Source organism: Duncaniella sp. (genome assembly GCF_029056165.1).
Taxonomy (GTDB): domain Bacteria; phylum Bacteroidota; class Bacteroidia; order Bacteroidales; family Muribaculaceae; genus Duncaniella.
This window is the reverse complement of the sequence record NZ_JAIDBW010000034.1, coordinates 120,064-142,508: the sequence shown is the minus strand read 5'-3', so window position 1 is coordinate 142,508 and position 22,445 is coordinate 120,064. Positions and strand designations below refer to the sequence as shown.

Here is a 22,445-nt window from a genome sequence, read left to right as displayed (position 1 = left end):
TGGATTTATACAGGCCTGATTTCAACAGCGTCGGCAGCCGGCTGAGAGAGCCGCAGCATCATGAATCAAGAGTCTGACGCAGATGGCACATCAGCTCACGCGCATGGGCGAAGTCGGCGGGCGAACCTATGTCGATCCACGTACCGTTGATCGGGAAGTAACACACTCGTTTCTTCCTTGCAATGGCTCTTTCGATCAGATCGGTCGCATCCGTGCGTTCATCCGCGCTAAGAGTATGCAGAAGTTCGTTTGAGAAGATGTATATCCCCGCATTGGCATAATAGGAATATGACGGTTTCTCCTCAAGAGCCGTCACACATTCACCATCGGTGTCGAGTATAGCGTAAGGAACGGAGACATTGTAAGGCACGGCCGCAATAGTGATGTCGGCTTTCTGCGCACGGTGATGGAGATAGAGATCCTCGAATGAGATGGTCGTGAGCAGGTCGGAATTCATCACTATGGTATCACCCGTCGATGGAATATCCACGAGAGCAACAGACCCTATGGTGCCGAGCGGACGATCCTCACGCACACACTTTACGCTGACATCAGCCACGGGTTTTGAGAAATGCTCTTCAAGCTGCTCGGCCAGATAGTTGACAGTCACGGTTATGTCCGTCACGCCTACCGCTGCAAGTGCCTCTATATTATAGTCGATTATGGCTTTGTCGGCTATTTTTAGCAGTGGCTTGGGAGTTGAGAGCGTCATAGGTCTTAACCGTTCGCCCTTACCGCCGGCCATGAGTATGGCACTCACCGGAAGTATGGTCTTGGTCACGCGGGTGTCGATTATCCGGCTTATATGTCCGTTCCTATCGAGCACCGGAATGAGGGCGAAGCTATGACTGCGCAGACGGCGCAGAGCTGCCGGATCAACCTCGTTTTCCAAAAGGTAACGGAACTTGCGGAACATGGCATCCGAGACCGGAGCGTCAAGCCCTACGCCACGCAGAAGCGCACGGCGGACATCTCCATCAGTGAGCGTTCCGACCATACGGCCCGTTTCATCCGTGACAAGGAGAGTCATCACTCCCCCCGAAAGTTCATTAAGTCGGCCGAGTGCGTCGATGAGCCTCGCATTGTCGGCAATCCGATGACGGTCAATTTTCATGTGACATAAGGTGTTCGGTTATAATCCAGTCAAGAGGGGTGTCGAGATCCACGGAACGTGACCGTGGCATCACAGAGGGAATGCGACGGGGAAACTCACCGAGCGTCATGGAGCGGATGGAATCAGGATTGATCACATAGACCGCACCATTGTACTGCCAAGCGGGAGGGGCATCCTGCCGGCGCGTCAGCTTTCCGTCGCCTTTCGATACGTGGAGTGTACCGTCAGCCGCTGTCTCGAAGCAGTCATAATATGGATTACATGATGCCTCGGTCACAGTCACGACCATGTCTGTCCGCGGGGTGTAGAGATCGAGTGCCGACTTTACGTCACCGACCGTACGCAATGGAGAGGTGGGCTGCAGAAGAACCACGCAGTCATATTCGATCCCCGACCGCGAGGCCCAGTCCATAGCATCAAGGATCACTTCGCGCGAACCGATCTTGTCTCCACCCAATTCGGCAGGACGCATGTAAGTGACAGGGAGACCGGTCGCTTCGGCTACATTACGGATCTCTTCATCGTCAGTGGAGACAATGACATGGGTGTCCGGGGCAAGAGCACGGGCCACGTCAATTGAATAGTGTATGAGCGGACGTCCGCACAGAGCTTTGATGTTCTTACGCGGGATACCCTTGCTTCCGCCACGCGCCGGTATGATGAACAGCGGGCGGAGCGATGCGGTGCGGTCGTCAGTCGGTGATGTCATGAAATTTCTTGGTTCTGAGGGTTTCGAGAGGGGTCTCGGCTATTGCCGTGACCATTATTGAAAGAGTTGATGGCTGGAAATAGGGATTTCCGGCCTCACGTGCCATGCACTGACCTTCCGGAGAAAGGGCATAGGCTATGGTATCAGCGATCTCATCAGTCGAATCACCGCAATGAATCACGCTCGGCCCGCTGAGACGTCCGCGCTGACGGATGCCTATATCAACGGTAGGGATATGCATCGACGGGACTTCCACAATACCGCTCGATGAATTTCCGACCACGGCACTGACACAGCGGAGAGCCGAGAGGTAACGGAGCTTACCGAGCGAGGGAATGACACGCACACGCTCCGGATTACGCCTGCCGTAAGCCTCGATACGGTCAATGATCACACGTCCGCGTGAATCATTATTAGGATAAGTGATGATGACGTTGGACGAGGGGAAACGGTCAAGCGCGGCAAGAAGATTGTCGCACAACTCGCCCGGATCAGAATCGTCAAGCGTAGCGGGATGATAGGTGACGAGCATCGAGCCTGCCGGAAGTTTTATTCCCACGGACTTCTCAAGCTCGTCGCGCGACATCAAGGGTTCGTGCATGATATTATAGACCCCTATCGCTCCGGTATTTATGACGCGTGATGGTTCTTCGCCCATCGCTATCACCCTTTGGCGATAAGGCTCGGTGGCTGTCAGATGCAGTGACGACATCTTTGTTATGGCATGACGGATGCTGTCATCGACAGCCCCCTCGGAAATCTCGCCACCGGCTATATGCACTATAGGCACGCGGAGCATCAGGGCGGCTGTGGCAGTGGCAAGCATTTCAAAACGGTCACCGAGTATCACTATCAGGTCAGGCTGGACGGTCGTCAGTGCTTCGGCCATACCCGTCATGCACTCGCTCATCGCCCGGACCGTCCCCAAAGGAGAATCAGTAGCCTCCGACATCGGGATGCACACCGGATGAGTGAAACCATCGGCAATTATCTCGTCAATTGTGTGGCCATAATTATGGCTGAGGTGCATATTCGTAGCCAAGATATCCACACGGCAGTCTGCGTGGGCGGCAAGAGCCTTCGCAATCCCGCTGAGAAGTCCCCAGTCGGCACGTGTGCCTGTGGCTATGGCTATGCGACGTGTTTCTGTCATTGGGCTATCGGCTGATTTTTCAGTCATGCACTTTAAACAATATTCAAGATCAATATTCGCGCTCGCCGAAAATAGATGTTCCGACACGGATCATGTTCGCACCCTCTTCCACGGCCAATGGCCAGTCATGACTCATACCCATGCTGACCACGTTAAAGTCCGGAGAGCCGGCCATCACGCCTGAACGCAAGCTGTCAAAGGCCGCACGGATCTCGCGGAAGTCATCGCGAATGCGCGCGTCATCATCGACATTCGAAGCCATACCCATCACTCCGCGGACATCGACTGCTTTAAGCGACGAGAGAAGTTCGGGAGTCACGAAAGCCAACAGTTCCTCAGGAGTAAAGCCAAATTTGGTTTCCTCCTTTGCGACGTGGAGCTGCAGGAGCACTCCGATCCTGCGACCTGCCTTCTCAGCCTCCTGATCAACGGCTCGGAGCAGACGTTCGGAATCAATGCTATGGATGAGGGAGGCGTGATTGACGACCTTGCGCACCTTGTTTGTCTGCAGATGGCCGATGAAATGCCACACTATATCGGCCGGCAGTTCAGCAGCCTTGGCTTCCAGTTCAAGCGCACGGCTCTCGCCAAACACTCGCTGACCGGCCGAATAAGCTTCCATCAATGCTGATGCAGGATGAAATTTGGACACAGCCACAAGTTCCACCCCTTCGGGAACGGTCTTGCGGAGTTCGATGAGACGCTTGCTTACAGAGCCTGCCATAATTTTATCAGATTATTTTTCCGAATGTAAGATTATGACCGATTTCTTCAATCAGCCTTCCTTGTTTTCGCCACCGAGATTGGCATCATAGACATCCATGATAAGGGTTTCCTGAATGGTGTTGATCTCGAAATCAGCCATCGTACCCTTCATGCCTTCCATGAAATTGTCAAATGCCTCCTTGAAGCTGTCAGCAGCGACAAGAATCTGAGAAATTGATTTTTTCTCCACGGCAGTCTTTTCATCGAGTGTGATGAAAGCCACCTTGACAAGATACCACTTGTCGCCGGTGCGCTCACGGAAAATCTCGGCGATCTTAGTACGCTTGACTGCCGAAACAGAAAATTCGGATGTGAAATGTGAGATCTCCTCCGATATGCGGGCCTCGGCCTCGGTGAATGAAAGCGCGTCCACCATATATGCTTCGGTTACTTTCTTGATGGAACCGTTTTCCATCGTCTTATCGTAGCGGACTTTTGTCTCAAACCAGTTTGCCATTGCTGTATTTATGTGTAATTATTGGATATTGTGATGTTTATTGATAAAGCGGAGTCCGGACTTACGGACTATTCGCCGTCAAGAGTGCAAAATTAGCGAAAATTAGTGAAAAATGTGTTCCTTCAATGAGTGAAATCGTGCAATTCGCTTGGATTTCAGCTGGAATAATAGTATTTTTGCCGTTGACAATAAATCATTTATCTCAACTACCGATTTTACTAACCCAACAAATTCATATCAATTATGTACCAAAGACAAGTTACATTCAGTGAGGCTGTCAAAAATGCGCTCACTGTCAACTATTGCAATTTTCAGGGCCGTGCGTCGCGCTCGGACTACTGGTGGTTTTGTCTGTTCTCATTTGTAGCCAGCTGGGTACTCACCATACTCTTCTGCTGGAGTGATACTGCCGAATACATTGTTTCCGGCCTCTTTTCATTGGCCATCCTCTTACCCAGCTTAGGTCTGTCGGTACGCCGACTCCATGACACCGGACGTTCGGGATGGTGGATCTTCATAAACCTTATTCCTGTTATCGGCACACTGATCTATCTCTACTTTACTGTACAGCCCAGCCAGCCTGTACCCAACCAGTGGGGTGGTGTTCCTAACCTCGTGGAAAGATAAGAACCAACCAATACTACCTTATAAGACAATCCCGCGCATGACCATAGATCATACGCGGGATTGTTCACGTATGAATCCGATATCCACACACATACCGCAGCTGCCGACGACAGTGTGTAAGCGACACTGATTACAAAAACCTGCAGGCCGGTTGCGGAATAGGAGTTTTTTGACTAATTTTGCCTATGGATAATCCATATTGAATGACTACACCCGCACTAAGTGACAAGATAGACCGCCCCGAAATCCGCAATCTGCTATTGCGGATCAGCCACGATGCAATCGACGTGGTTATTTACTCCGTTGTCGAGGACAATTCGCTGATTTATCACCGACTTGAGCTCGACACGACCTCATCCTCACGCCTAAGTGCGATTCAGAACGTGATCTATGACCATCCGGCCATACTGAGCGATTTCCGTCGTGTGTATTGCGTCCTTGAAACGCGCGACTACGCCATCGTACCCGCACTGTGCCGAAATCCGGGTCAGCAGAAAATGCTTTTCGATGCCGCCTTTCCGGGCAACCGGCTTGAAATGACAGCCGATGAGACAGGACTGAACAATGCCACTGTCCTGTGTGGAATAGAGCCGGACCTACGCGGATTCATCAACAGAACCTTCCAGCGCGTAAGTACGGTCAGCCATATCGCCGCGCTGTGTCGCTATGCCGGGATGAATGCTACCCACGGCAACAAAAGAAAGATGATAGCTAATGTGCGCCGTAATTCACTTGACGTTGTCGTGACAGACGGCCACCGGCTGCTGCTCGCAAACACTTTCACCTATGAACGGCCCGACGATGCAGTCTATTATCTCTTATCCACACGTCAGCGTCTCGGTCTTGATCCCCGAAACGATGAAATCATCCTTGCCGGCGATCATGATTCACGTGAGGCCCTGACACAGACATTACGAAACTTTGTGGCACGGGTAATGCCCGTTATCTTCCCGCCCCAGATGTTCAAGGCCGGGAAGGATGCAATGCTCGCGCCATTTGAACTGATAACACTCCCCCTATGCGAATAATCAGAGGTAAATACGGGCGTCGCCGCTTCAGCGTCCCCACAAACATAACCGCACGCCCCACCACCGACTTTGCGCGCGAGAACATATTTAATGTAATCGAAAACTTGGTGGATATCGAAGGGTTGAAATGTCTCGACCTCTTTGCCGGGACCGGAGCTGTGAGCTTCGAACTGCTTTCAAGAGGAGCGGCATCGGTGACATCGGTGGAAAAGTCGGCCACGCAGGCCCGCTTCATTGAAAAAGTGAAAGGCGAACTCAATGACCGCAATCTGCACCTGCTGCGGACTGATGCCTTGCGCTACATACGCGATTCATCATCGGAGTTTGATTTCGTATTCGCTGATCCCCCCTACGATCTTGACGGATTCGGCGACATCCCGAAAATGGTGCTCGAATCCAAGCTTCTGCATCCGGGAAGCATATTCATCATAGAGCATTCAAAAAAATATGACTTTTCCGACCTGCCGCATTTCATTGACCACCGCGCTTACGGTTCGGTGAACTTCTCGATATTCGAAATCCCGGAGGAGGAATAGACGCTGACATTCAGTCAGTGTTTGTAGGGACGCGGCGTGCCGCGTATGCCGGAAGAAATACATCAGCCTGAACCATTAGGCTATACTATTCCATTTGGCATACGCGGCACGCCGCGTCCCTACAAATTTATCCCAAAGTTACGGGATTGAGAGTATTTATCCCAAAGTTATTTGTATATGGGATTGTGAGTATTCATCCCACTGTTTTATATGGGATCGTAGTTATATATCCCACGATTATACGGGGTGGTGATTATTTATCTGAAGTTATATGTGATCGTGCCGGTCTGGCTGGCCGGGGCATCCTCATCGACAGAAAACTGCGAACGCTTTGCAGCTTCGATGCAACTCTGGCGTGCTGACTGACTTGCAGCAGCCGCACCTGTGCCTGACTGATAACTTGCGGCCGTCACCTTACCCTGACGGTTGACGCTGACACGTATGGTGATCGTGCCGAGCGGGGCAGAAGCCGGTCTATGCCAGTCCTCAAGAGTTCGGCCTTTAAGATTGAATCCGGGACTTCCGCTGACAGCACCTACATTGGCATTGCCGTCGGGACTCCCCGCGCTGCCAGTCCCTTTGGTAGAAGTGCCGGTCTGTCCGAACTTCACCTTTCCGGCTATAGCCTGACGTGTCTCCTGCTCGCGCTTGGCTTTTTCAGCGGCGGCAATCTCAGCGGCGGTAGGACCGGTCTTTTCGGGGACAGCTTTTTTCTCAACCTTAGCCGGTGATGGCTGTTCACTGCTCACAACAGGCGACGGCTTGGCCACCTCACCTGAATTTTCAAGTGCCTCCACCTCCGGAGCAGGCACTGCCTCGGCCTCGGTTTCCGCGGGAGCAGGTTCGGAATTGCTTTCGGCTATCTCCGGACGGTCACCGATCATGACATATTCTCCACCGAAAAGAACCTCGGCTGAATCGACCGGCGGCCATGTGCGCTCCGTATCAATAGCGACCGGACGCAGGCAGAGCGTGATCAGTGCCACCACCAACAGGACGTGGAAGAGCACTGTGACGAATAATGCTATCAAATGGTGACGCCGACGGTCACTGCTGGAGTCAGACATGTTGATTTTTGGAATAAGGAAAAGGATGAATGGAGAGATTGAGGGTTACTGTTTGTTTCGCATCCAAAAGAAATACGTTCAGCGATCTTCCGCCGGACGAGCGGATGCAGGCGCAGGCTTGGTCGCAAGGACCATTTTCAGATTGTTCTGCGCACCGAGATCGAGCACCTTCACGAGTGTACCGTAGGTCACCTCCTCGTCGGCATAGACAGCGATATACTCATCCGCACCTTCGGGCTGTGATGCCTGACGGCCAAGGAAGTCAAGGAGAGCAGCCATATCCATGGCCACCGGCTCACTCTCGTCAGCCGTGGCATAGATCATCCCGGCCTTGTCAATATAGACACGTGTGGAGGGTTTGAGAGCCGTCTGTTTTGAACTCTGCGGAAGATTCACTTCAAGTGCGGTCGGAAATACAAAGGTCGATGTGACCATGAAGAATATGAGCAGCAGGAAGATGACATCGGTCATGGATGCCATCGAGAAAGCCGCCATCATGGTGTTTTGTCGTTTCAGTGCCATAGCAACAGGTGGAGCTGTGTTTCAGGTTTGACAGAGATAAATCGGTGAACCGGCGGATCACGCAGGCTCGTTGAGAAGATCCATGAACTCCATGGTTCTTGCCTCAAGGGCATTCATCACCTTATTTATACGTGCCACGAGATAATTGTAGGCAAACATTGCGATGATACCCACGATCAGACCGGCCACGGTGGTCACGAGGGCCGAATAGATACCGTCGGCAAGCACAGCGATATTCGCGCTCGATCCTGCGGATGCAAGGTTGAAAAATGCCTGCACCATACCGATCACCGTACCGAGGAAACCGATCATCGGCCCACCCGCCGCAGTGGTGGCAAGCCAAGGAAGACCCTTTTCAAGATTGGCGATCTCGATATTGCCCGTATTCTCGATCGTGACGAGCACATCATTCATCGGACGGCCGATACGGCTGATACCTTTGCCGATGAGACGGGCGTAGGGAGTGTCGGTCTTGGAGCACAGACGGCGTGCGCTTTCGATCTCACCGTCATGGATATATTCGCGGATACGATCCATGAATGAATTGTCCTCCTTCTGGGCGCGGCGTATCACCAGACAACGCTCCACGAAGATATAGACACACACCAGCGACAGGATGGCAAGCGGTATCATGATCCATCCGCCGCGCATGGTCAGATCCCACACTGAAAGTTCTTGAGCCATGGTCTCGGCCTGTGCCTGAACGGCTTCATTATAGTTCATAGCAGCCGTGGCCACTGTATCGACAAATTCCTGCTGAATCATCTCTTTAGTTTAATTGATAATGTGGTTTTGCCGGACCGGCCGGCCTCTAAACTTTTAAATCCTCGACCTTAAATCCCGTTATTTAAGGCAAGCCTTGTACTCCTTGATGGTCTTTTCGAGACCGAGATAGAGCGCGTCGCAGATGAGCGCGTGACCGATGGACACCTCGCTGAGACGCGGGATTCTCTCATGGAAAAATTTCAGGTTGACAAGGCTGAGATCATGGCCGGCATTCACACCGAGACCGGCCGAGAAGGCAGCCTGAGCAGCCTTGACAAAGGGAGCCACCGCCTGCTCCGGATCTTTCGGGTAAAGATCGGCGTAGGGCTTGGTAAAAAGCTCCACGCGGTCAGCTCCGGCACGGGCGGCAAGCTGAATATTCTCAATATCTGTCCCGACAAAAATCGACGAGCGGATTCCGGCCTCGCGGAGACGATCGACGATCGAACTAAGGAAATCCATGTTCTCACCGACATTCCATCCGGCATTGGACGTGATCGCACCCGGAGCATCGGGAACCAGTGTCACCTGCTCAGGCTTGACCTGCAGCACGAGCTTCATAAATTCAGGCGACGGATAGCCCTCGATGTTGAACTCTGTCTTGACGAGCGGACGCAGACGATAGACGTCGTCACGGCGTATGTGACGCTCGTCCGGACGGGGATGAACCGTGATTCCGTCCGCGCCGAAAGCCTCGCAGTCGGCGGCGACTTTAAGCAGATCCGGGACGTTTTCACCTCGCGCATTGCGCAAAGTAGCTATCTTATTGATATTTACACTTAGATTTGTCATTTTTCCTCAGGATGAAATCTTTTTGTCGGGGTGAGTGGTTCTATATATAAAGTATTATTATTAATTTTGTATCACAATTCCCGACAAGTTTGTGATTGCAAAATTAGGCAGAAAAACTAAAACATCGAAATATTTTGCTCCGAAAAGACGACATATCTGTCCAAAATCCCGCGATTACGGTCTCACCAGAGGCCCGTCTCGGCCACCTCTTCCCTCTCGTCGAGGAAAGCAGCACTCTTTTGCTTGCCTGCAGACGCGGCGACTACAGCGCGTCGCGTATCGCACGTGCGGTGGAGGACTGCGACGCACACATACTTAACCTGAACGTCACGGCCGACAGCGAGGCCGACAGCCGCATCATTGCAGAGCTGCGTGTGAGCCACCGCAATCCCGAATCAGTCAGCCGTTCGCTCGAACGCTACGGCTACGAAGTCATCGACGCCGAAGGGTCACCTCTGGCCGACGATTCACTCATGCGCGACCGTTACGACGAACTGATGCGCTACCTCGGACTCTGACCTCTCCACCCGGATCTCCACATTCCGCCCTCTCCCCCACACATCATATACACCAGTCACATTTCCACCAGTCATCCCCCCACCCCAACAGAGAACCGCTCATGAAAATAGCCATCTTCGGCAAACGCCGTCAGAACCCCGACGACCTGCGCCACATAATCGCCCTGACCGACTGCCTTGCAAAGCTTGATATATTCGTCAGCATCGACCGTCGATTTTTCGAGGCTATGTCACAGGCCACAGGCACTCCCCTCCAAGCCGACGATGTGTTTGAGGGCGATGATTTCTCAGCCGACTTCTGTTTCAGTATCGGAGGCGACGGCACTTTCCTCCGGACGGCGCGCCGCGTGGCAGCAAAGGAAATTCCGATCATCGGTTTCAACACGGGTCATCTCGGCTTCCTTGCCGAGCAGTCCATCGCCGATGCTCCACGGATGGTCGAACGCCTCCTCAACGGTGACTACATTGTCGAGTCGCGCTCGCTTCTCGAAGGCAAAGGCACAGGCGGAAAGGTAAAAGCCGGAGTGTCGGGCTGGGGATTCGCACTGAACGAGATCGCCATACTCCGTCAGGACACCGCATCCATGATAACCGTCAATGCCAATCTCGACGGTATGCCCGTGGCCTCCTATCAGGGCGATGGTCTCATCGTCAGCACCCCGACCGGTTCGACGGCCTACAATCTTTCAGTCGGAGGCCCTATCGTACAGCCCACGGCACCCTGCTGGGTCCTTAGTCCCATTGCCCCCCACTCGCTCACCATGCGTCCGCTCGTGGTGGCCGACAGCCATGTCATCGACATAACCGTCGAATCGCGCACCGACACTTACCGCGTCACCCTCGACGGACGCTCGCTGATACTCCCGATCAACGTCGGGCTGCGCCTCCGCCGCGCGCCTTTCGTCACCAAGATCGTCCATACACCCAATCATAACTTCATCGAAATTCTGCGCGAGAAACTTCTCTGGGGCATCTCAAAACGCGACGAATAATCACCACCCGAACTCCACGCATGGCAACTCTCAGTTTTGACCATCCGCTTCTCGGACCGGTGACGATAGTGGAGCGCAGAGGTTCGCAAAAACTGTCGGCACGCTGGACGAAGGGACAACTGCGAGTCAACGTGCCCGCCGGACTGACGCGGTCGCAGATCTCCGCTGCAATTGACCGCCACATAAGCGATTTCGAAGCCATCCGCCCTGCTCCGCGTTATCATGACGGCCTTGTGATCGACATTCCGGGTGCAAATGCAACGGAAACCGATCCGACATTTGCCATAGCCATCATGACCGACCCGCGCATTGACTCAAAACCACTTGTCACAACATCGACGGAAGGCAATCATCTCCGCTTCAATCTTCTCGTAAGCCCAAAGACTGACTTCCGCGATCCTGCCGTTCAGGAACGGCTCGACCATACAGTAAAACTCGCAGGACGCAACCTTGCCCCGCGCATCATCATCCCACGCGCACGCCTCATAGCCTCACGTCTCGGACTTAGAGTCGATAAATGGGAGACGGCCCACGGCACAAGCGTGCTCGGCACATGTTATCCACGTCAGCGGCGCATACGTCTGTCGTATCTCAACGTATTCCTTACGCCTGAACTCCGCGACTACATAATCTATCATGAACTTGCCCATCTGACAGAGCCGGGCCACACTCCTGCATTCCATGCCCTCTGCGACCGCTACTGCGGAGGCCGCGAACGCGAACTCATAAGGAAACTCCACTCATATCCATGGCCCGTCAACCGCTGAACAGCGGCAATCCGAGGCCGAGGACGGCAATTTATATGTTCTTTAACACATTTGGGATATTTTCTCCAAAACTGTTTGAATAAAACAAAATTAATCTTTACATTTGTCGCGGATTTAACTCACGGCATAGGTCCAAGAGTGAAATTCATTAATACCTTTCCATTGACTGAGGGTTTTGAAAGCCCGCAGATCGTAGAGAACAAAGATTGAAATAAGGGAACATTTATCAGTACACTTTTTGTAGAGATTTTTACATTCAGGCAGAGCTGCAGCATGTTTTAAGATGCTTCAGTAATTATTTTCATTCACATCCTGCCATCAGCAATGAGTCAACTATCCTGACTACAGATCCGGTCACCTTGCGGATCGTTAGACGTGTCAAACCGTGTTTCTCCCGGATTTCTTTCCCCCGCTCCTGCTCCGCTGCGCCTCCTCACCCCCCTTTCAAAAGCACAGTCAGACTTCTCACGTGTATGTGCAATGGCACACCTGAATCGCATTTTTAAGGAACATTATTTTTGAGAATATCATATTTACTAAATTTTCTAAACATTTCGTGCATGAAGAACATTTGTTTTCAAATGACTCGGAAAGTCTGGCTGGTAGCCTTCATGGCTCTGTGTGCAGCTTTCCCCGCTTTCGCGCAGACGATTACAGTCAAGGGTACTGTAGTTGACAAAGAGGGCGAACCTCTGATCGGCGCAAGTGTTGTGGTACAGGGCGAAACCCTCGGCACAGCCACCGATTTCGACGGAAACTTCTCAATCTCCGCGCCGTCCAATGGCACTCTCCTCGTCTCTTATGTCGGTTATGAGACTCAGGAAATCGCCATCAACGGCCGTACAGAGATCAACGTCACACTCCATGAAAACTCAGTCCTCCTCGGCGAGGTCGTAGCCATCGGTTACGGTGTGGTTAAGAAAAGTGACGCTACCGGTTCAGTCGCTGTCATCAAACCCGATGATATCGAAGCCGGTATCGCAACCTCTACTCAGGATCTTCTCGTAGGCGCAAGCCCCGGCGTGGTTGTTACGATGGACGGTGGTAAGCCGACCGGCGGCGCGACCATCCGTATCCGTGGCGGTTCCTCACTCTCAGCCAACAACAATCCTCTCGTCGTGATTGACGGTGTGCCTATGACCGACCAGTCCAATGCAGGCGGAACAAATGCACTTACAATGGTCAATCCGCAGGACATCGAAAGCATGACCATCCTCAAAGATGCATCTGCAACCGCTATCTATGGTAGCCGCGCATCAAACGGTGTCATCATCATCACCACCAAGAAGGGTCAGAGCGGAGCTCCCAAAGTAAACTTCGCTGCAAACTTCCACGTGAATACCGCACGCAAGACCCTCGACATGATGAGTGCTTCGGAACTCCGCCCCTATATCGTGGAATATTACGGTGAGGAATATGCCAACGCCAACATGGGTGATGCCAACACTGATTGGCAGAAGGAAGTGCTCCGCACATCTTTCTCTCAGGACTATAGCCTCAGCGTAGCCGGTCAGGCAGCCGCACTCCCCTATCGTGTCAGCGCATCCTATACCGACAATCAGGGTATCCTCAAAACTTCTGGCATGGAACGTACCACTGCCGGTATCAATCTTTCACCCAAGTTCTTTAACGGCCTCCTCTCTGTCAACGCCAACCTCAACGGAACATTCATCAAGAGCCGTGAAGGCGATACAGGTGCTATCGGAACTGCTCTCAGCTTCAATCCCTCGCTGCCCGTCCGCACATGGTATCCCACGGCAGGTACATCAGGCCTGATCATGTTTGACGGCTACACCAACCTCATCACCGAGAGCGGTGCTCCCAACCAGCTCGTGTCACAGAACCCCGTACAGATGCTTGAAGCAGTCAACAATCGTGGCGAAGTATGGCAGTCAAACGGCAATCTCCAGATCGATTATGCCCTCCACTTCCTCCCCGAACTCCACTTCAACCTCAACCTCGGCTATCAGGTGTCAAAGAACCAGTCTTGGAACGACACTCAGGCCAACTCCATCCAAGCTTGGCGTAACCAAGGTCTTGCCAACTTCGGTGCCCCCGGAGCTGCTACCCACTACAAGTGGTATGAACTCCAGCGCAACACCCTCCTTGATTTCTACATCAACTATCGTAAGAATTTCGAAGAGATCAAGTCAAACGTTGATGTTATGGCCGGTTATTCTTGGCAGAAGTTCGACTATCATGGACGCAGTCAGACATACGTTTCATCACTCGGTTTCAAAGCTAACGGTGTGAATCCCATCTATAAAAACGGTGTCTATACACTTGACTGGGATGAAAACTCAGCTTCACTCATCGGTCAGCCGGTCAACAATGCTCCAATGCAGAGATGGGGTAGCCCAGTGCAGCTGATCTCCTTCTTCGGCCGTCTCAACTATACATTTGACGACACTTATCTGCTTACGTTCACTCTCCGCGACGACGCGTCCTCACGTTTCCACAAAGACAACCGCTGGGGTCTCTTCCCCTCCGTTGCTCTCGGCTGGAAAATTATCAACATGGACTTCATGGAAGGTGTCCGCGGATGGTGGAACGACCTCAAACTCCGTCTCGGCTGGGGTGTTACCGGTCAGCAGGACATAGGTTCCTACTTCCCCTATCTCCCGATCTACACCTCTTCTTATCAGCAGGGCTTCCAGTACATTGATCAGAACGGTAATTGGATTGACCCCCTCTATCCTCAGGCTTACGACAGCAATATCAAGTGGGAGGAAACTACGACTTGGAACGTCGGTCTTGACTTCGCATTCCTCAACAACCGCTTCACTTTAGCAGCTGACTGGTATCGCCGTGAGACCAAGGACCTTCTTTGCAACGCTCCGACAGTCGGAATCAATACCTCAAACTACCTCATGCGCAACGTCGGTTCACTCCGCAACACCGGTCTCGAATTCAATCTCGGCGGTCGTCCTGTTGTCACTAAGGATTTCACATGGAACACAGGTCTGAATATCGCCTACAATGACAATAAGATCACCAAACTCGACGGCGAATCAACCTCAATGCCTCATAACAATACTCCCGGCGGTGTAGGTTCAGCCCTCACTTACTGGGTGGTTGGTGAACCGGCTGACACATATCTCGTATTCGAGCAGGTGTATGACAAGAACGGCAAACCTCTCCCCGGTCAGTACGTCGATCAGGACGGTGACGGCGAGATCACTACCGCTGACAAAATCAAATATCACTCACCCGATCCGAAATGGACATTCTCATGGAACAACACCCTTAACTACAAGAACTGGGATTTCGGTATCGTGCTCCGCGCAAACCTTGGCAACTACGTCTATAATGGTCCTCGCTACAGTGGTACTCAGCTCAATGACCTCTCGACTCAGGGCATCCAGATCAATAACATGCTCCGCGACGAATTCCTCTTCCCGCGCCAGACCTACAAGGATCTCGCCCTCTCTAATTACTGGATCGAGAACGCATCGTTCATCCGCTGTGACAATATCTCACTCGGCTACACTTTCAACAACCTTCTTAACGACAAGCTCAACCTCCGTCTCTTCGGTGTCGTACAGAATCCGTTCGTGATCACCAAGTACAAAGGCATCGATCCCGAAGTCTTCGGCGGTATTGACAACAATGTCTATCCACGTCCTATCACCGTAACTTTCGGTCTTGTCGCTAACTTCTAATATTTACCACGATTACTGAAATAAAAATATGAAAGCTTTAAATAAATTTTTCATCTCGGCAGGCGTGGTGGCAGCCTCTCTCACTATGGGTTCCTGCGTCAATGACCTCGATCTGACCCCGACAGATCCCTCATCAGTGACTGCCGCTGTGTTCGATCAGGATCCGGAAGGATACATGGACAAGGTTCTTGCCGACGTATATCTGAGCTTCTGCGTTCACGGTCCGAACAACAACTCTCAGGTCAACGGTTTCGACGGCGGTATGTCAACTTTCCAGCGCGCCCTCTACAACCTTGAGGAAATCCCATCCGATGAAGCTGACTGGCTCTCGCCCAACGATGCGCCTATCTACGCCCTTCAGTTCGGTGTGGTTTCGGCTGACAATGCCGCCGTATTCGGTGCATACTCACGTCTTATCATCAACGTCGCTCTCTGCAACGACTTCATCCGTACTGTCAACGACGGTCTTTTCAAACTCCCCGACAATCTCAAGAGCAAAGCTGAGGAGAACATCCGTCAGTGCAAGATCCTGCGCTCGGCATGCTACTTCTACCTCATCAATTTCTTCGGCGACGTTCCCTATGCCGACGAGACCGCTCCGATGGGCGCGGTAGCCGCTCAGCTCCCCCGCGCTGAAGTGTTCAGTCTCGTTACAAAAACTCTTGAAGATGTGATTGCAGAATATGGCAACGGTGGCAACAAGGCTGCTGCCTACGGTTATGTCGGTAAGGACGTGGCACAGGGTCTCCTCGCCAAGTTCTATCTGAATGCCGAGGTGTTCACCGGAACTGCCGCTTGGGACAAGTGTCTCGCTGTTTCCAAGGATCTGATCAATGCTCATAAGGGTGCAGGTTTCAAGAACTCAGGTCTTGCCGAGCACTATCACCAGAATTTCGCCGCCAACAATAAGAATGTGACCATCGGTGGAGGTAGCGGTGCTAATGAAGTGCTGTGGATTCTCCCCGAAGACACCCCTAACCTCATCTCTTACGGCGGTGCTACTCTCATGCTGCTCGGATGGCTCAACAAGGATCTCTCGACCGAATACAATGCCGGTAACGGTTGGATCTGTATGACAGCACGCAAGCAGTTTGTAGAAAAGATGGAATGGACTGACCGTCCTACATGCTCACGCTCAAATGACGACCGTCTCTCACTCTGGAAAACAGCTGCTGACGGCTTCTCGATCGAAAACGGCAATCTTGATCAGGCTTCCTATATGGAGAACGGCTATGCTGCTGTCAAGCTCTACAACTGGAACATGAATGCCGACGGCACTTGGGACTACGACAACCGTCCTGCATTCGACGGTGACAAGTCCATCCAGTGTGGCTGGCCCATGCTCCGCCTCTCCGAGATCTATCTCACCGCTGCAGAAGCGGCCATGAAGGGTGCAGGCTCAAAGAGTGAGGCTCTTGAATATGTCAACCTCATCCGCGAACGCGCCGGTCTCAGTCCTTGGACAGACGCACAGCTTACTGAAACCAGTCTTCAGGACGAACGCTGCCGTGAACTCTATACAGAATGTACACGTCGTACCGATCTCATCCGCTATGGTAAATGGATTTCGGGCTACACTTGGAACTGGAAGGGCAACAGCCGCTATGGCACTGACTTCTCTCCGAATTTCAACCTCTACCCCATTCCTGCCACCATCATAGCCCAGTCAAGCTACAAGCAGAATCCCGGTTACTAATTTCATCACTCTGAATCAGAATTAAACAATGAAAAAAGCATCTATATTTCTGACACTCGCCGCAGTCTCAATGCTTGGATTCACAAGCTGCGAGGATGATAAGGAGCCGGTATATCAGGTTCCCACCGAGTTTCACCTCAATACTCCTCCTCTGGCTACTCAGCTTTATGAGCTGACACCATCCGGAACAATTGAGTTCACCTGCTCGCAACCCAACTACGGATATGCAGCAACCCCCGTCTATTCAATCGACATCTCGCTCTCAGAGCAGTTTACTACAAATACAGACGGTTCAACCAACTTCTATACTGTTTCCGGCAATCCCAAGACATCGGCAAGAATCGTTGTCAGCGACAGCGAAATTGCACAGGCCATCTGTGAACTCAAGGGCATCACAGGTTTTGCCGAGTATCCCGAAGAGGGTCTGGAATCCCTTCCGATCTATGTGCGTGCCTATGCATCACTTACCGGTGTTGAATCAAGCGGTATCTATTCCAACAATGTAATCAAGCTTGACAACGTGCTTGCTTACAATCCCTATCCCGAAGCTGGACGTACCATCTATATTGTAGGCGGTCTGACCGGTTGGGGCGTAGATACTGCTACACCTGAATCATTCGCTCAGTGGGGACTTCAGGAAACCGGTGTCGGAACAAATATCTATGTCGGTGCATTCGATGTACCCGCCGGTGATCAATACTTCCGTTTCTACACTACCCTCGGCAACTGGGGTAATGACGGTGAACTTCCCTCGATCGGTCCGAAGCCCAATGACGGTGATAATGAGGAAGTAAATCCCACAGACGATCCTGTCACCTACACAGCTGTACCCGGTAAAGGCTGCTGGTTTACACCTTCGTCATGGGAAGGCGGTTATGTGACGTTCACTGTCGATCTGAACAACATGGATGCAATCACAGTCACTATGCAGAAAGGCAATTGGGACACGAGCAAGCTCAAATTCATCTATCTTGTAGGCGCATGTTCAGCATGGAGTGTTGAAGACGCAAACGCAGAGGAGCTCTACTCCAACTATAAGCTCTATGACTGGGAAAACAATGGTGTCTATACCGGTACGTTCCAAGTCAATGAGGGTGCGGCGACTTTCCGCTTCTATACACAGCTCGGAAGCTGGGGCAATGACGGTGAACTTCCCTCGATCGGTGCGGCAGCAGGTGACAGCAACAACGATGTCACTGTTGACAACGGTACATATTCCGGCACTTGCGTTGAAGGTAAGGGTAACTGGAACATCACCAACTGGACCGGTGGCAAGATGAAGATGACTGTCGATATGCCCAATATGAAGGTGAAATTCGAAGCCGTAGAATAATTATAATCATCCATAATCATAAAATCCATAACTCCGGGAGGGGTTGACGCTCCTCCCGGACATAACGACAAAAAACTGACGATATGAAGAAAATATCTTTAATGTTAACTTTGGCTCTGAGCCTCGGATTTGTGTCATGTGATGATTATGACCTGCCTAATCCTCCAGCCCAGACCAATCCACAGGAGCCGACATTTGAGGCAGGATCACTCAATGTGTCCTCACTCGCCGGATCAATGGTCATTGACCTGACAACTGTCAACGATGCCAATGAGCTCGTCGCACTGGCCGAGGTTACAGCTGTCGAAAATCTCCCCGAAGGCTATGAGCTTTCATTCGTGGGTCAGATGGCCGCAAATGATGCTTTCAGCCCTGCCGTTGAATTCGAGACATCAATGGACGAAACCAAGGTCTTAGCCAACCCCGATGACCTTGATGCAGCTTTCCACGAGGTTCTTAACACAATTGACCCCTCGGCAAAGACTGTCAACATCCGCTATAAGGCTTACGCTGTGCGCGGCACATCCTCAGTCCGTCTCGGTGGTGCTGACGTGTATTACTGTCCGATGACCGCAAGCATCAAACCTTTTGCTCCTGACTTCACCGTCGAGGAGGAGTATTACATCATCGGCACATGCACAAACGGCTCTATTGATGCAAGCAAGGCTATCAAGATGACCAACAGCGGTGCAAGTCCTTACGATGATCCCGTATTCTCTGTTGTGGTTGATATCACTTCCGATGAAGCAGCCGGCGGCTACAACTGGGCCGTAGTTCCCCGCTCGACCCTCTCGGCCGGCAAGGGCACTGTCCTCGCGCCCAGCGATCCCGAACTTGCAAGTGACTTCGAAGGCTATCTTGTCAACCGCGATGCAAGCGAAGGCATCTTCGGTGTGATCAATGCAAGCAACAAGCATCTCATCACAGTGAACGTGCGTCCTGACAGTGATGACCTGTACTCTTACTCCGTACAGCTCGCCATCCCCAACCTCTGGACTCCCGGCCCCGCAAACGGCTGGAATCAGGGTGCATCACAGCTCCTCTACACCAACGACTATAAGAACTATGAGGGCTACGTCCACATCGACGGCGAATTCAAGTTCACCTCTGCTCCCGACTGGGATCACACTAACTTCGGATTTGCAAGCGCAGGTAAACTTTCGACCGATCCCGGTGCAGGCAACCTGAAGGTGACACAGAACGACGAAGCTCTCGGCAACGGTCTTTACTGGTGTACAGCCGACATCGTAGGCCTGACCTATACAGCTACTGCAATCAACACCATCGGCATCATCGGTGACGGTACTCCCGGCGGATGGGACAACGAGACTGTCATGACTCCTTCGGCCGACTTCCTTACTTGGACAGTCAAGACCACGCTTAAAGAAGGTACGTTCAAGTTCCGCGCAAACAACGGTTGGGACATCAACCTCGGCGGTTCACTCGACGATCTCACCCCCGGCGCAGACAATATCCCTGTTCCTGAAACCGGTGAAGTAACCATCACTCTCAACCTCAGCTCGCTCCCCTACACCGCTACGGTGGTTAAGTGAGGTTAGAGTTTAGGGTTTAAAGTTTAGAAAATACTTCGGGCGATTGTATGTCTAAACTTATTAAACCCTTAAACTCCTAAACTAAAACGCCTCCAACCAACCCTGCCCCTTTATTTCAATCTGAATGCCGCCCGGCTGACCTTTACGCAAGGATGCAGCCGGGCGGCTATATTTTGGGGTCTAAGGAGTTTAAAAGTTTAAGAGTTTAAAGAATGAGATTATCGGAAGTATTATCTAAACTCTAAACTTTTAAACTCTTAAACTTTATTCATACCTTTGCATAAATCTAATGCCATCTGCTTATGAATATAAAATCAACAGTCTTTTCACTCCTGCTGATCTGTTCGCAGGGCGTAGCGGCCAATGATCAGCTCATCATCCGTGCCGACAAACCCGGAGCGGAAATACAGCCAACCATGTATGGCCTCTTCTTCGAGGACATAAATTATGCTGCTGACGGTGGCCTATATGCCGAAATGATCAAAAACCGCTCCTTTGAATTTCCTCAGTCACTCATGGGCTGGGAAAGCTTCGGCAAAGTCAGTGTCCGTGACGAAGGAGGCCCTTTTGAGCGTAATCCACACTACGTCCGTCTCCTGCCATCAGGCCATCCGCACAAATTCACCGGTCTCACCAACGAGGGCTTCTTCGGTGTGGCCTTCACCAAAGGTGAGAGCTACCGTTTCAGCGTGTGGGCGCGCGCCGTCAGCGACCGCCCATCCAAAATCCGCGTCGAGCTGACCGATCCCGCCTCGATGGGCGAGACACAGGTGATGGCTTCGGCATCCATAAGCATAAAATCGGCTGACTGGGAGCGTTACACCGTAACCCTTACCCCGGAAGCCACTGTCAGCAAAGGCCGGCTGCGCATATTCCTCGAATCAGACGGCGGCTGCGACCTCGAACATATATCGCTTTTCCCCACCGACACATGGAAAGGCCATGAAAACGGCCTTCGACGTGATCTCGCGCAGAAACTTGCCGATATCCATCCCGGAGTGTTCCGCTTCCCCGGCGGATGCATCGTCGAAGGAACGGATCTCGACACCCGCTATCAGTGGAAAAACAGTGTCGGGCCGGTCGAAAACCGTCCGCTTAACGAAAACCGCTGGCACTACACATTCCGTCACCGCCACTTCCCGGATTATTACCAAAGCTATGGACTGGGATTCTACGAATACTTCCTGCTTGCCGAAGAAATCGGGGCGGAACCCCTGCCGGTGTTGAGTGTCGGGCTCGCATGTCAGTTTCAGAACAAAGATATGGCTGCGCATGTCCCTGTCGATAGCCTACAGCCATATATCGACGATGCACTTGACCTCATCGAATTCGCCAATGGCCCTGCCGACAGCCGGTGGGGAAAACTGCGCGCCGACATGGGGCATCCCGAACCATTCGGACTGAAATTCATAGCCATCGGCAACGAACAGTGGGGTCCGGAATACCCTGAGCACCTTGCCCCCTTCATCGACGCCATCCGCTCGCGCTACCCCGACATCAACATCGTAGGCTCTTCCGGACCGAGCGCGTCAGGCGACAAATTCGATTACCTATGGCCGGAAATGAAGCGTCTCAATGCCGATCTGGTCGATGAACACTACTACGCACCTGAAACTTTCTTCCTCACTCAGGCCGACCGCTATGACAACTATGACCGCAAAGGTCCGAAAGTCTTTGCCGGAGAGTATGCCTGCCACGGCAAGGGAAAAAAGTACAACCATTTCAATGCCGCCCTCATAGAAGCAGCCTTCATGACAGGTCTGGAACGTAACGCCGACATCGTCCACATGGCCACCTACGCACCACTTTTTGCCCACGTTGAGGGATGGCAATGGCGACCCGACATGATCTGGTTCGACAATCTCAACTCAATCCCCACAGCGAGCTACTACGTGCAGCAACTCTACTCCGTCAACAAGGGCACACGTGTCCTCCCGCTCACACTCGACGGCCGGCCCGTCACCGGTGCGGAAGGTCAGGACGGACTTTTTGCTTCGGCTGTCATTGATGAAAACGACGGCCAATATATCGTGAAAGCTGTCAACACCTCAGATTCCCCACGTGAACTCACGCTTACATTCAAAGGGCTGAAACGGAATCAGTATCTGACGGAATGCCGTGCCATCACACTCTCCGCCGATGACCCGGACGCGGACAATACGCTCGACAATCCCTCGCGCATCGCTCCGGTTGAAACACTCATCGCCGTTCCTGACAAAGCTTCGGAAGTAAGCGTCACCCTCCCCGCCAAGACCTTCGGGGTATATATCCTTAAATGAACGGAGCATATCCTCTTAAATGATATTCGTAAACGCAAAAATGGCGCATGAAATCCCGTAGATTTCATGCGCCATTTTTTTCGTTTTTCCAAGGGATCTTGTCCGGATTC

General features: G+C 52.1%; 20 protein-coding genes. 11 read left to right on the top strand and 9 right to left on the bottom strand.

Annotation, left to right across the window (positions count from 1 at the left end):
• Window positions 1-58: 58 nt before the first annotated feature.
• From K2G41_RS07425 to K2G41_RS07405, 5 genes are read right to left on the bottom strand one after another with little or no spacing between them, the layout of a single operon-like run.
• Complete coding sequence (locus tag K2G41_RS07425; RefSeq protein ID WP_300116887.1) at window positions 59-1,114, bottom strand: sugar phosphate nucleotidyltransferase; 1,056 nt, start codon at window positions 1,112-1,114, stop codon at window positions 59-61.
• Window positions 1,104-1,823, bottom strand: a complete 720-nt coding sequence (locus K2G41_RS07420; RefSeq protein WP_300116885.1) for an acylneuraminate cytidylyltransferase family protein — start codon at window positions 1,821-1,823, stop codon at window positions 1,104-1,106. Before K2G41_RS07420 ends, K2G41_RS07425 begins: the two co-directional genes overlap by 11 nt.
• Window positions 1,807-2,976 (bottom strand): UDP-N-acetylglucosamine 2-epimerase, encoded by a 1,170-nt coding sequence (neuC, locus tag K2G41_RS07415; RefSeq protein WP_300116883.1) that lies wholly within the window; start codon window positions 2,974-2,976, stop codon window positions 1,807-1,809. Before neuC ends, K2G41_RS07420 begins: the two co-directional genes overlap by 17 nt.
• Before the next feature lie 49 nt (window positions 2,977-3,025).
• Window positions 3,026-3,700 carry a YggS family pyridoxal phosphate-dependent enzyme gene (locus tag K2G41_RS07410; protein WP_300116882.1) on the bottom strand — a complete coding sequence of 225 codons (675 nt, stop codon included), beginning with the start codon at window positions 3,698-3,700 and terminating at the stop codon, window positions 3,026-3,028.
• Window positions 3,701-3,751: 51 nt separating this feature from the next.
• Window positions 3,752-4,198 (bottom strand): DUF4494 domain-containing protein, encoded by a 447-nt coding sequence (locus K2G41_RS07405; protein WP_300116880.1) that lies wholly within the window; start codon window positions 4,196-4,198, stop codon window positions 3,752-3,754.
• Window positions 4,199-4,441: 243 nt separating this feature from the next.
• Between K2G41_RS07405 and K2G41_RS07400 the strand changes: the two genes are divergently transcribed.
• The 3 genes from K2G41_RS07400 to K2G41_RS07390 all read left to right on the top strand — a co-directional run bounded on the left by K2G41_RS07400 (window position 4,442) and on the right by K2G41_RS07390 (window position 6,389).
• The gene (locus K2G41_RS07400; protein ID WP_300116878.1) at window positions 4,442-4,825 is read left to right on the top strand and encodes a DUF805 domain-containing protein; all 384 of its coding nucleotides are present in this window, start codon (window positions 4,442-4,444) and stop codon (window positions 4,823-4,825) included.
• Window positions 4,826-5,028: 203 nt separating this feature from the next.
• Window positions 5,029-5,853 carry a DUF3822 family protein gene (locus K2G41_RS07395; protein WP_300116876.1) on the top strand — a complete coding sequence of 275 codons (825 nt, stop codon included), beginning with the start codon at window positions 5,029-5,031 and terminating at the stop codon, window positions 5,851-5,853.
• Window positions 5,844-6,389 (top strand): RsmD family RNA methyltransferase, encoded by a 546-nt coding sequence (locus K2G41_RS07390; RefSeq protein WP_300116875.1) that lies wholly within the window; start codon window positions 5,844-5,846, stop codon window positions 6,387-6,389. Before K2G41_RS07395 ends, K2G41_RS07390 begins: the two co-directional genes overlap by 10 nt.
• A gap of 257 nt (window positions 6,390-6,646) precedes the next feature.
• On the opposite strand, the gene K2G41_RS07385 is transcribed toward K2G41_RS07390, so the two are convergent.
• The 4 genes from K2G41_RS07385 to K2G41_RS07370 form a co-directional block, all read right to left on the bottom strand.
• Window positions 6,647-7,456, bottom strand: a complete 810-nt coding sequence (locus tag K2G41_RS07385) for a hypothetical protein (protein WP_300116874.1) — start codon at window positions 7,454-7,456, stop codon at window positions 6,647-6,649.
• 78 nt (window positions 7,457-7,534) lie between these two features.
• Window positions 7,535-7,978 (bottom strand): biopolymer transporter ExbD, encoded by a 444-nt coding sequence (locus K2G41_RS07380; RefSeq protein WP_300116872.1) that lies wholly within the window; start codon window positions 7,976-7,978, stop codon window positions 7,535-7,537.
• A gap of 57 nt (window positions 7,979-8,035) precedes the next feature.
• Entirely contained in the window at window positions 8,036-8,701 is a 666-nt protein-coding gene (locus K2G41_RS07375; RefSeq protein WP_300116906.1) for a MotA/TolQ/ExbB proton channel family protein, read from the bottom strand.
• Between the two features lie 120 nt (window positions 8,702-8,821).
• Window positions 8,822-9,535 carry a pyridoxine 5'-phosphate synthase gene (locus K2G41_RS07370; RefSeq protein WP_300116870.1) on the bottom strand — a complete coding sequence of 238 codons (714 nt, stop codon included), beginning with the start codon at window positions 9,533-9,535 and terminating at the stop codon, window positions 8,822-8,824.
• Window positions 9,536-9,669: 134 nt separating this feature from the next.
• Between K2G41_RS07370 and K2G41_RS07365 the strand changes: the two genes are divergently transcribed.
• From K2G41_RS07365 to K2G41_RS07330, 8 genes are all read left to right on the top strand, one after another.
• Entirely contained in the window at window positions 9,670-10,053 is a 384-nt protein-coding gene (locus tag K2G41_RS07365; protein ID WP_300116868.1) for a hypothetical protein, read from the top strand.
• 101 nt (window positions 10,054-10,154) lie between these two features.
• Window positions 10,155-11,045 (top strand): NAD kinase, encoded by an 891-nt coding sequence (locus K2G41_RS07360; protein WP_300116866.1) that lies wholly within the window; start codon window positions 10,155-10,157, stop codon window positions 11,043-11,045.
• Window positions 11,046-11,065: 20 nt separating this feature from the next.
• Complete coding sequence (locus tag K2G41_RS07355; protein ID WP_300116864.1) at window positions 11,066-11,812, top strand: M48 family metallopeptidase; 747 nt, start codon at window positions 11,066-11,068, stop codon at window positions 11,810-11,812.
• Window positions 11,813-12,393: 581 nt separating this feature from the next.
• Complete coding sequence (locus K2G41_RS07350; protein ID WP_300116863.1) at window positions 12,394-15,474, top strand: TonB-dependent receptor; 3,081 nt, start codon at window positions 12,394-12,396, stop codon at window positions 15,472-15,474.
• A gap of 28 nt (window positions 15,475-15,502) precedes the next feature.
• Window positions 15,503-17,170 (top strand): RagB/SusD family nutrient uptake outer membrane protein, encoded by a 1,668-nt coding sequence (locus K2G41_RS07345; protein ID WP_300116861.1) that lies wholly within the window; start codon window positions 15,503-15,505, stop codon window positions 17,168-17,170.
• A 28-nt stretch (window positions 17,171-17,198) separates the two neighbouring features.
• The gene (locus tag K2G41_RS07340) at window positions 17,199-18,503 is read left to right on the top strand and encodes a SusE domain-containing protein (RefSeq protein ID WP_300116859.1); all 1,305 of its coding nucleotides are present in this window, start codon (window positions 17,199-17,201) and stop codon (window positions 18,501-18,503) included.
• An 83-nt stretch (window positions 18,504-18,586) separates the two neighbouring features.
• The gene (locus tag K2G41_RS07335) at window positions 18,587-20,056 is read left to right on the top strand and encodes a hypothetical protein (RefSeq protein WP_300116857.1); all 1,470 of its coding nucleotides are present in this window, start codon (window positions 18,587-18,589) and stop codon (window positions 20,054-20,056) included.
• A 302-nt stretch (window positions 20,057-20,358) separates the two neighbouring features.
• A complete protein-coding gene (locus K2G41_RS07330) occupies window positions 20,359-22,335 on the top strand; it encodes an alpha-L-arabinofuranosidase C-terminal domain-containing protein (protein WP_300116855.1) in 1,977 nt (658 codons plus the stop codon).
• Window positions 22,336-22,445: the final 110 nt, after the last annotated feature.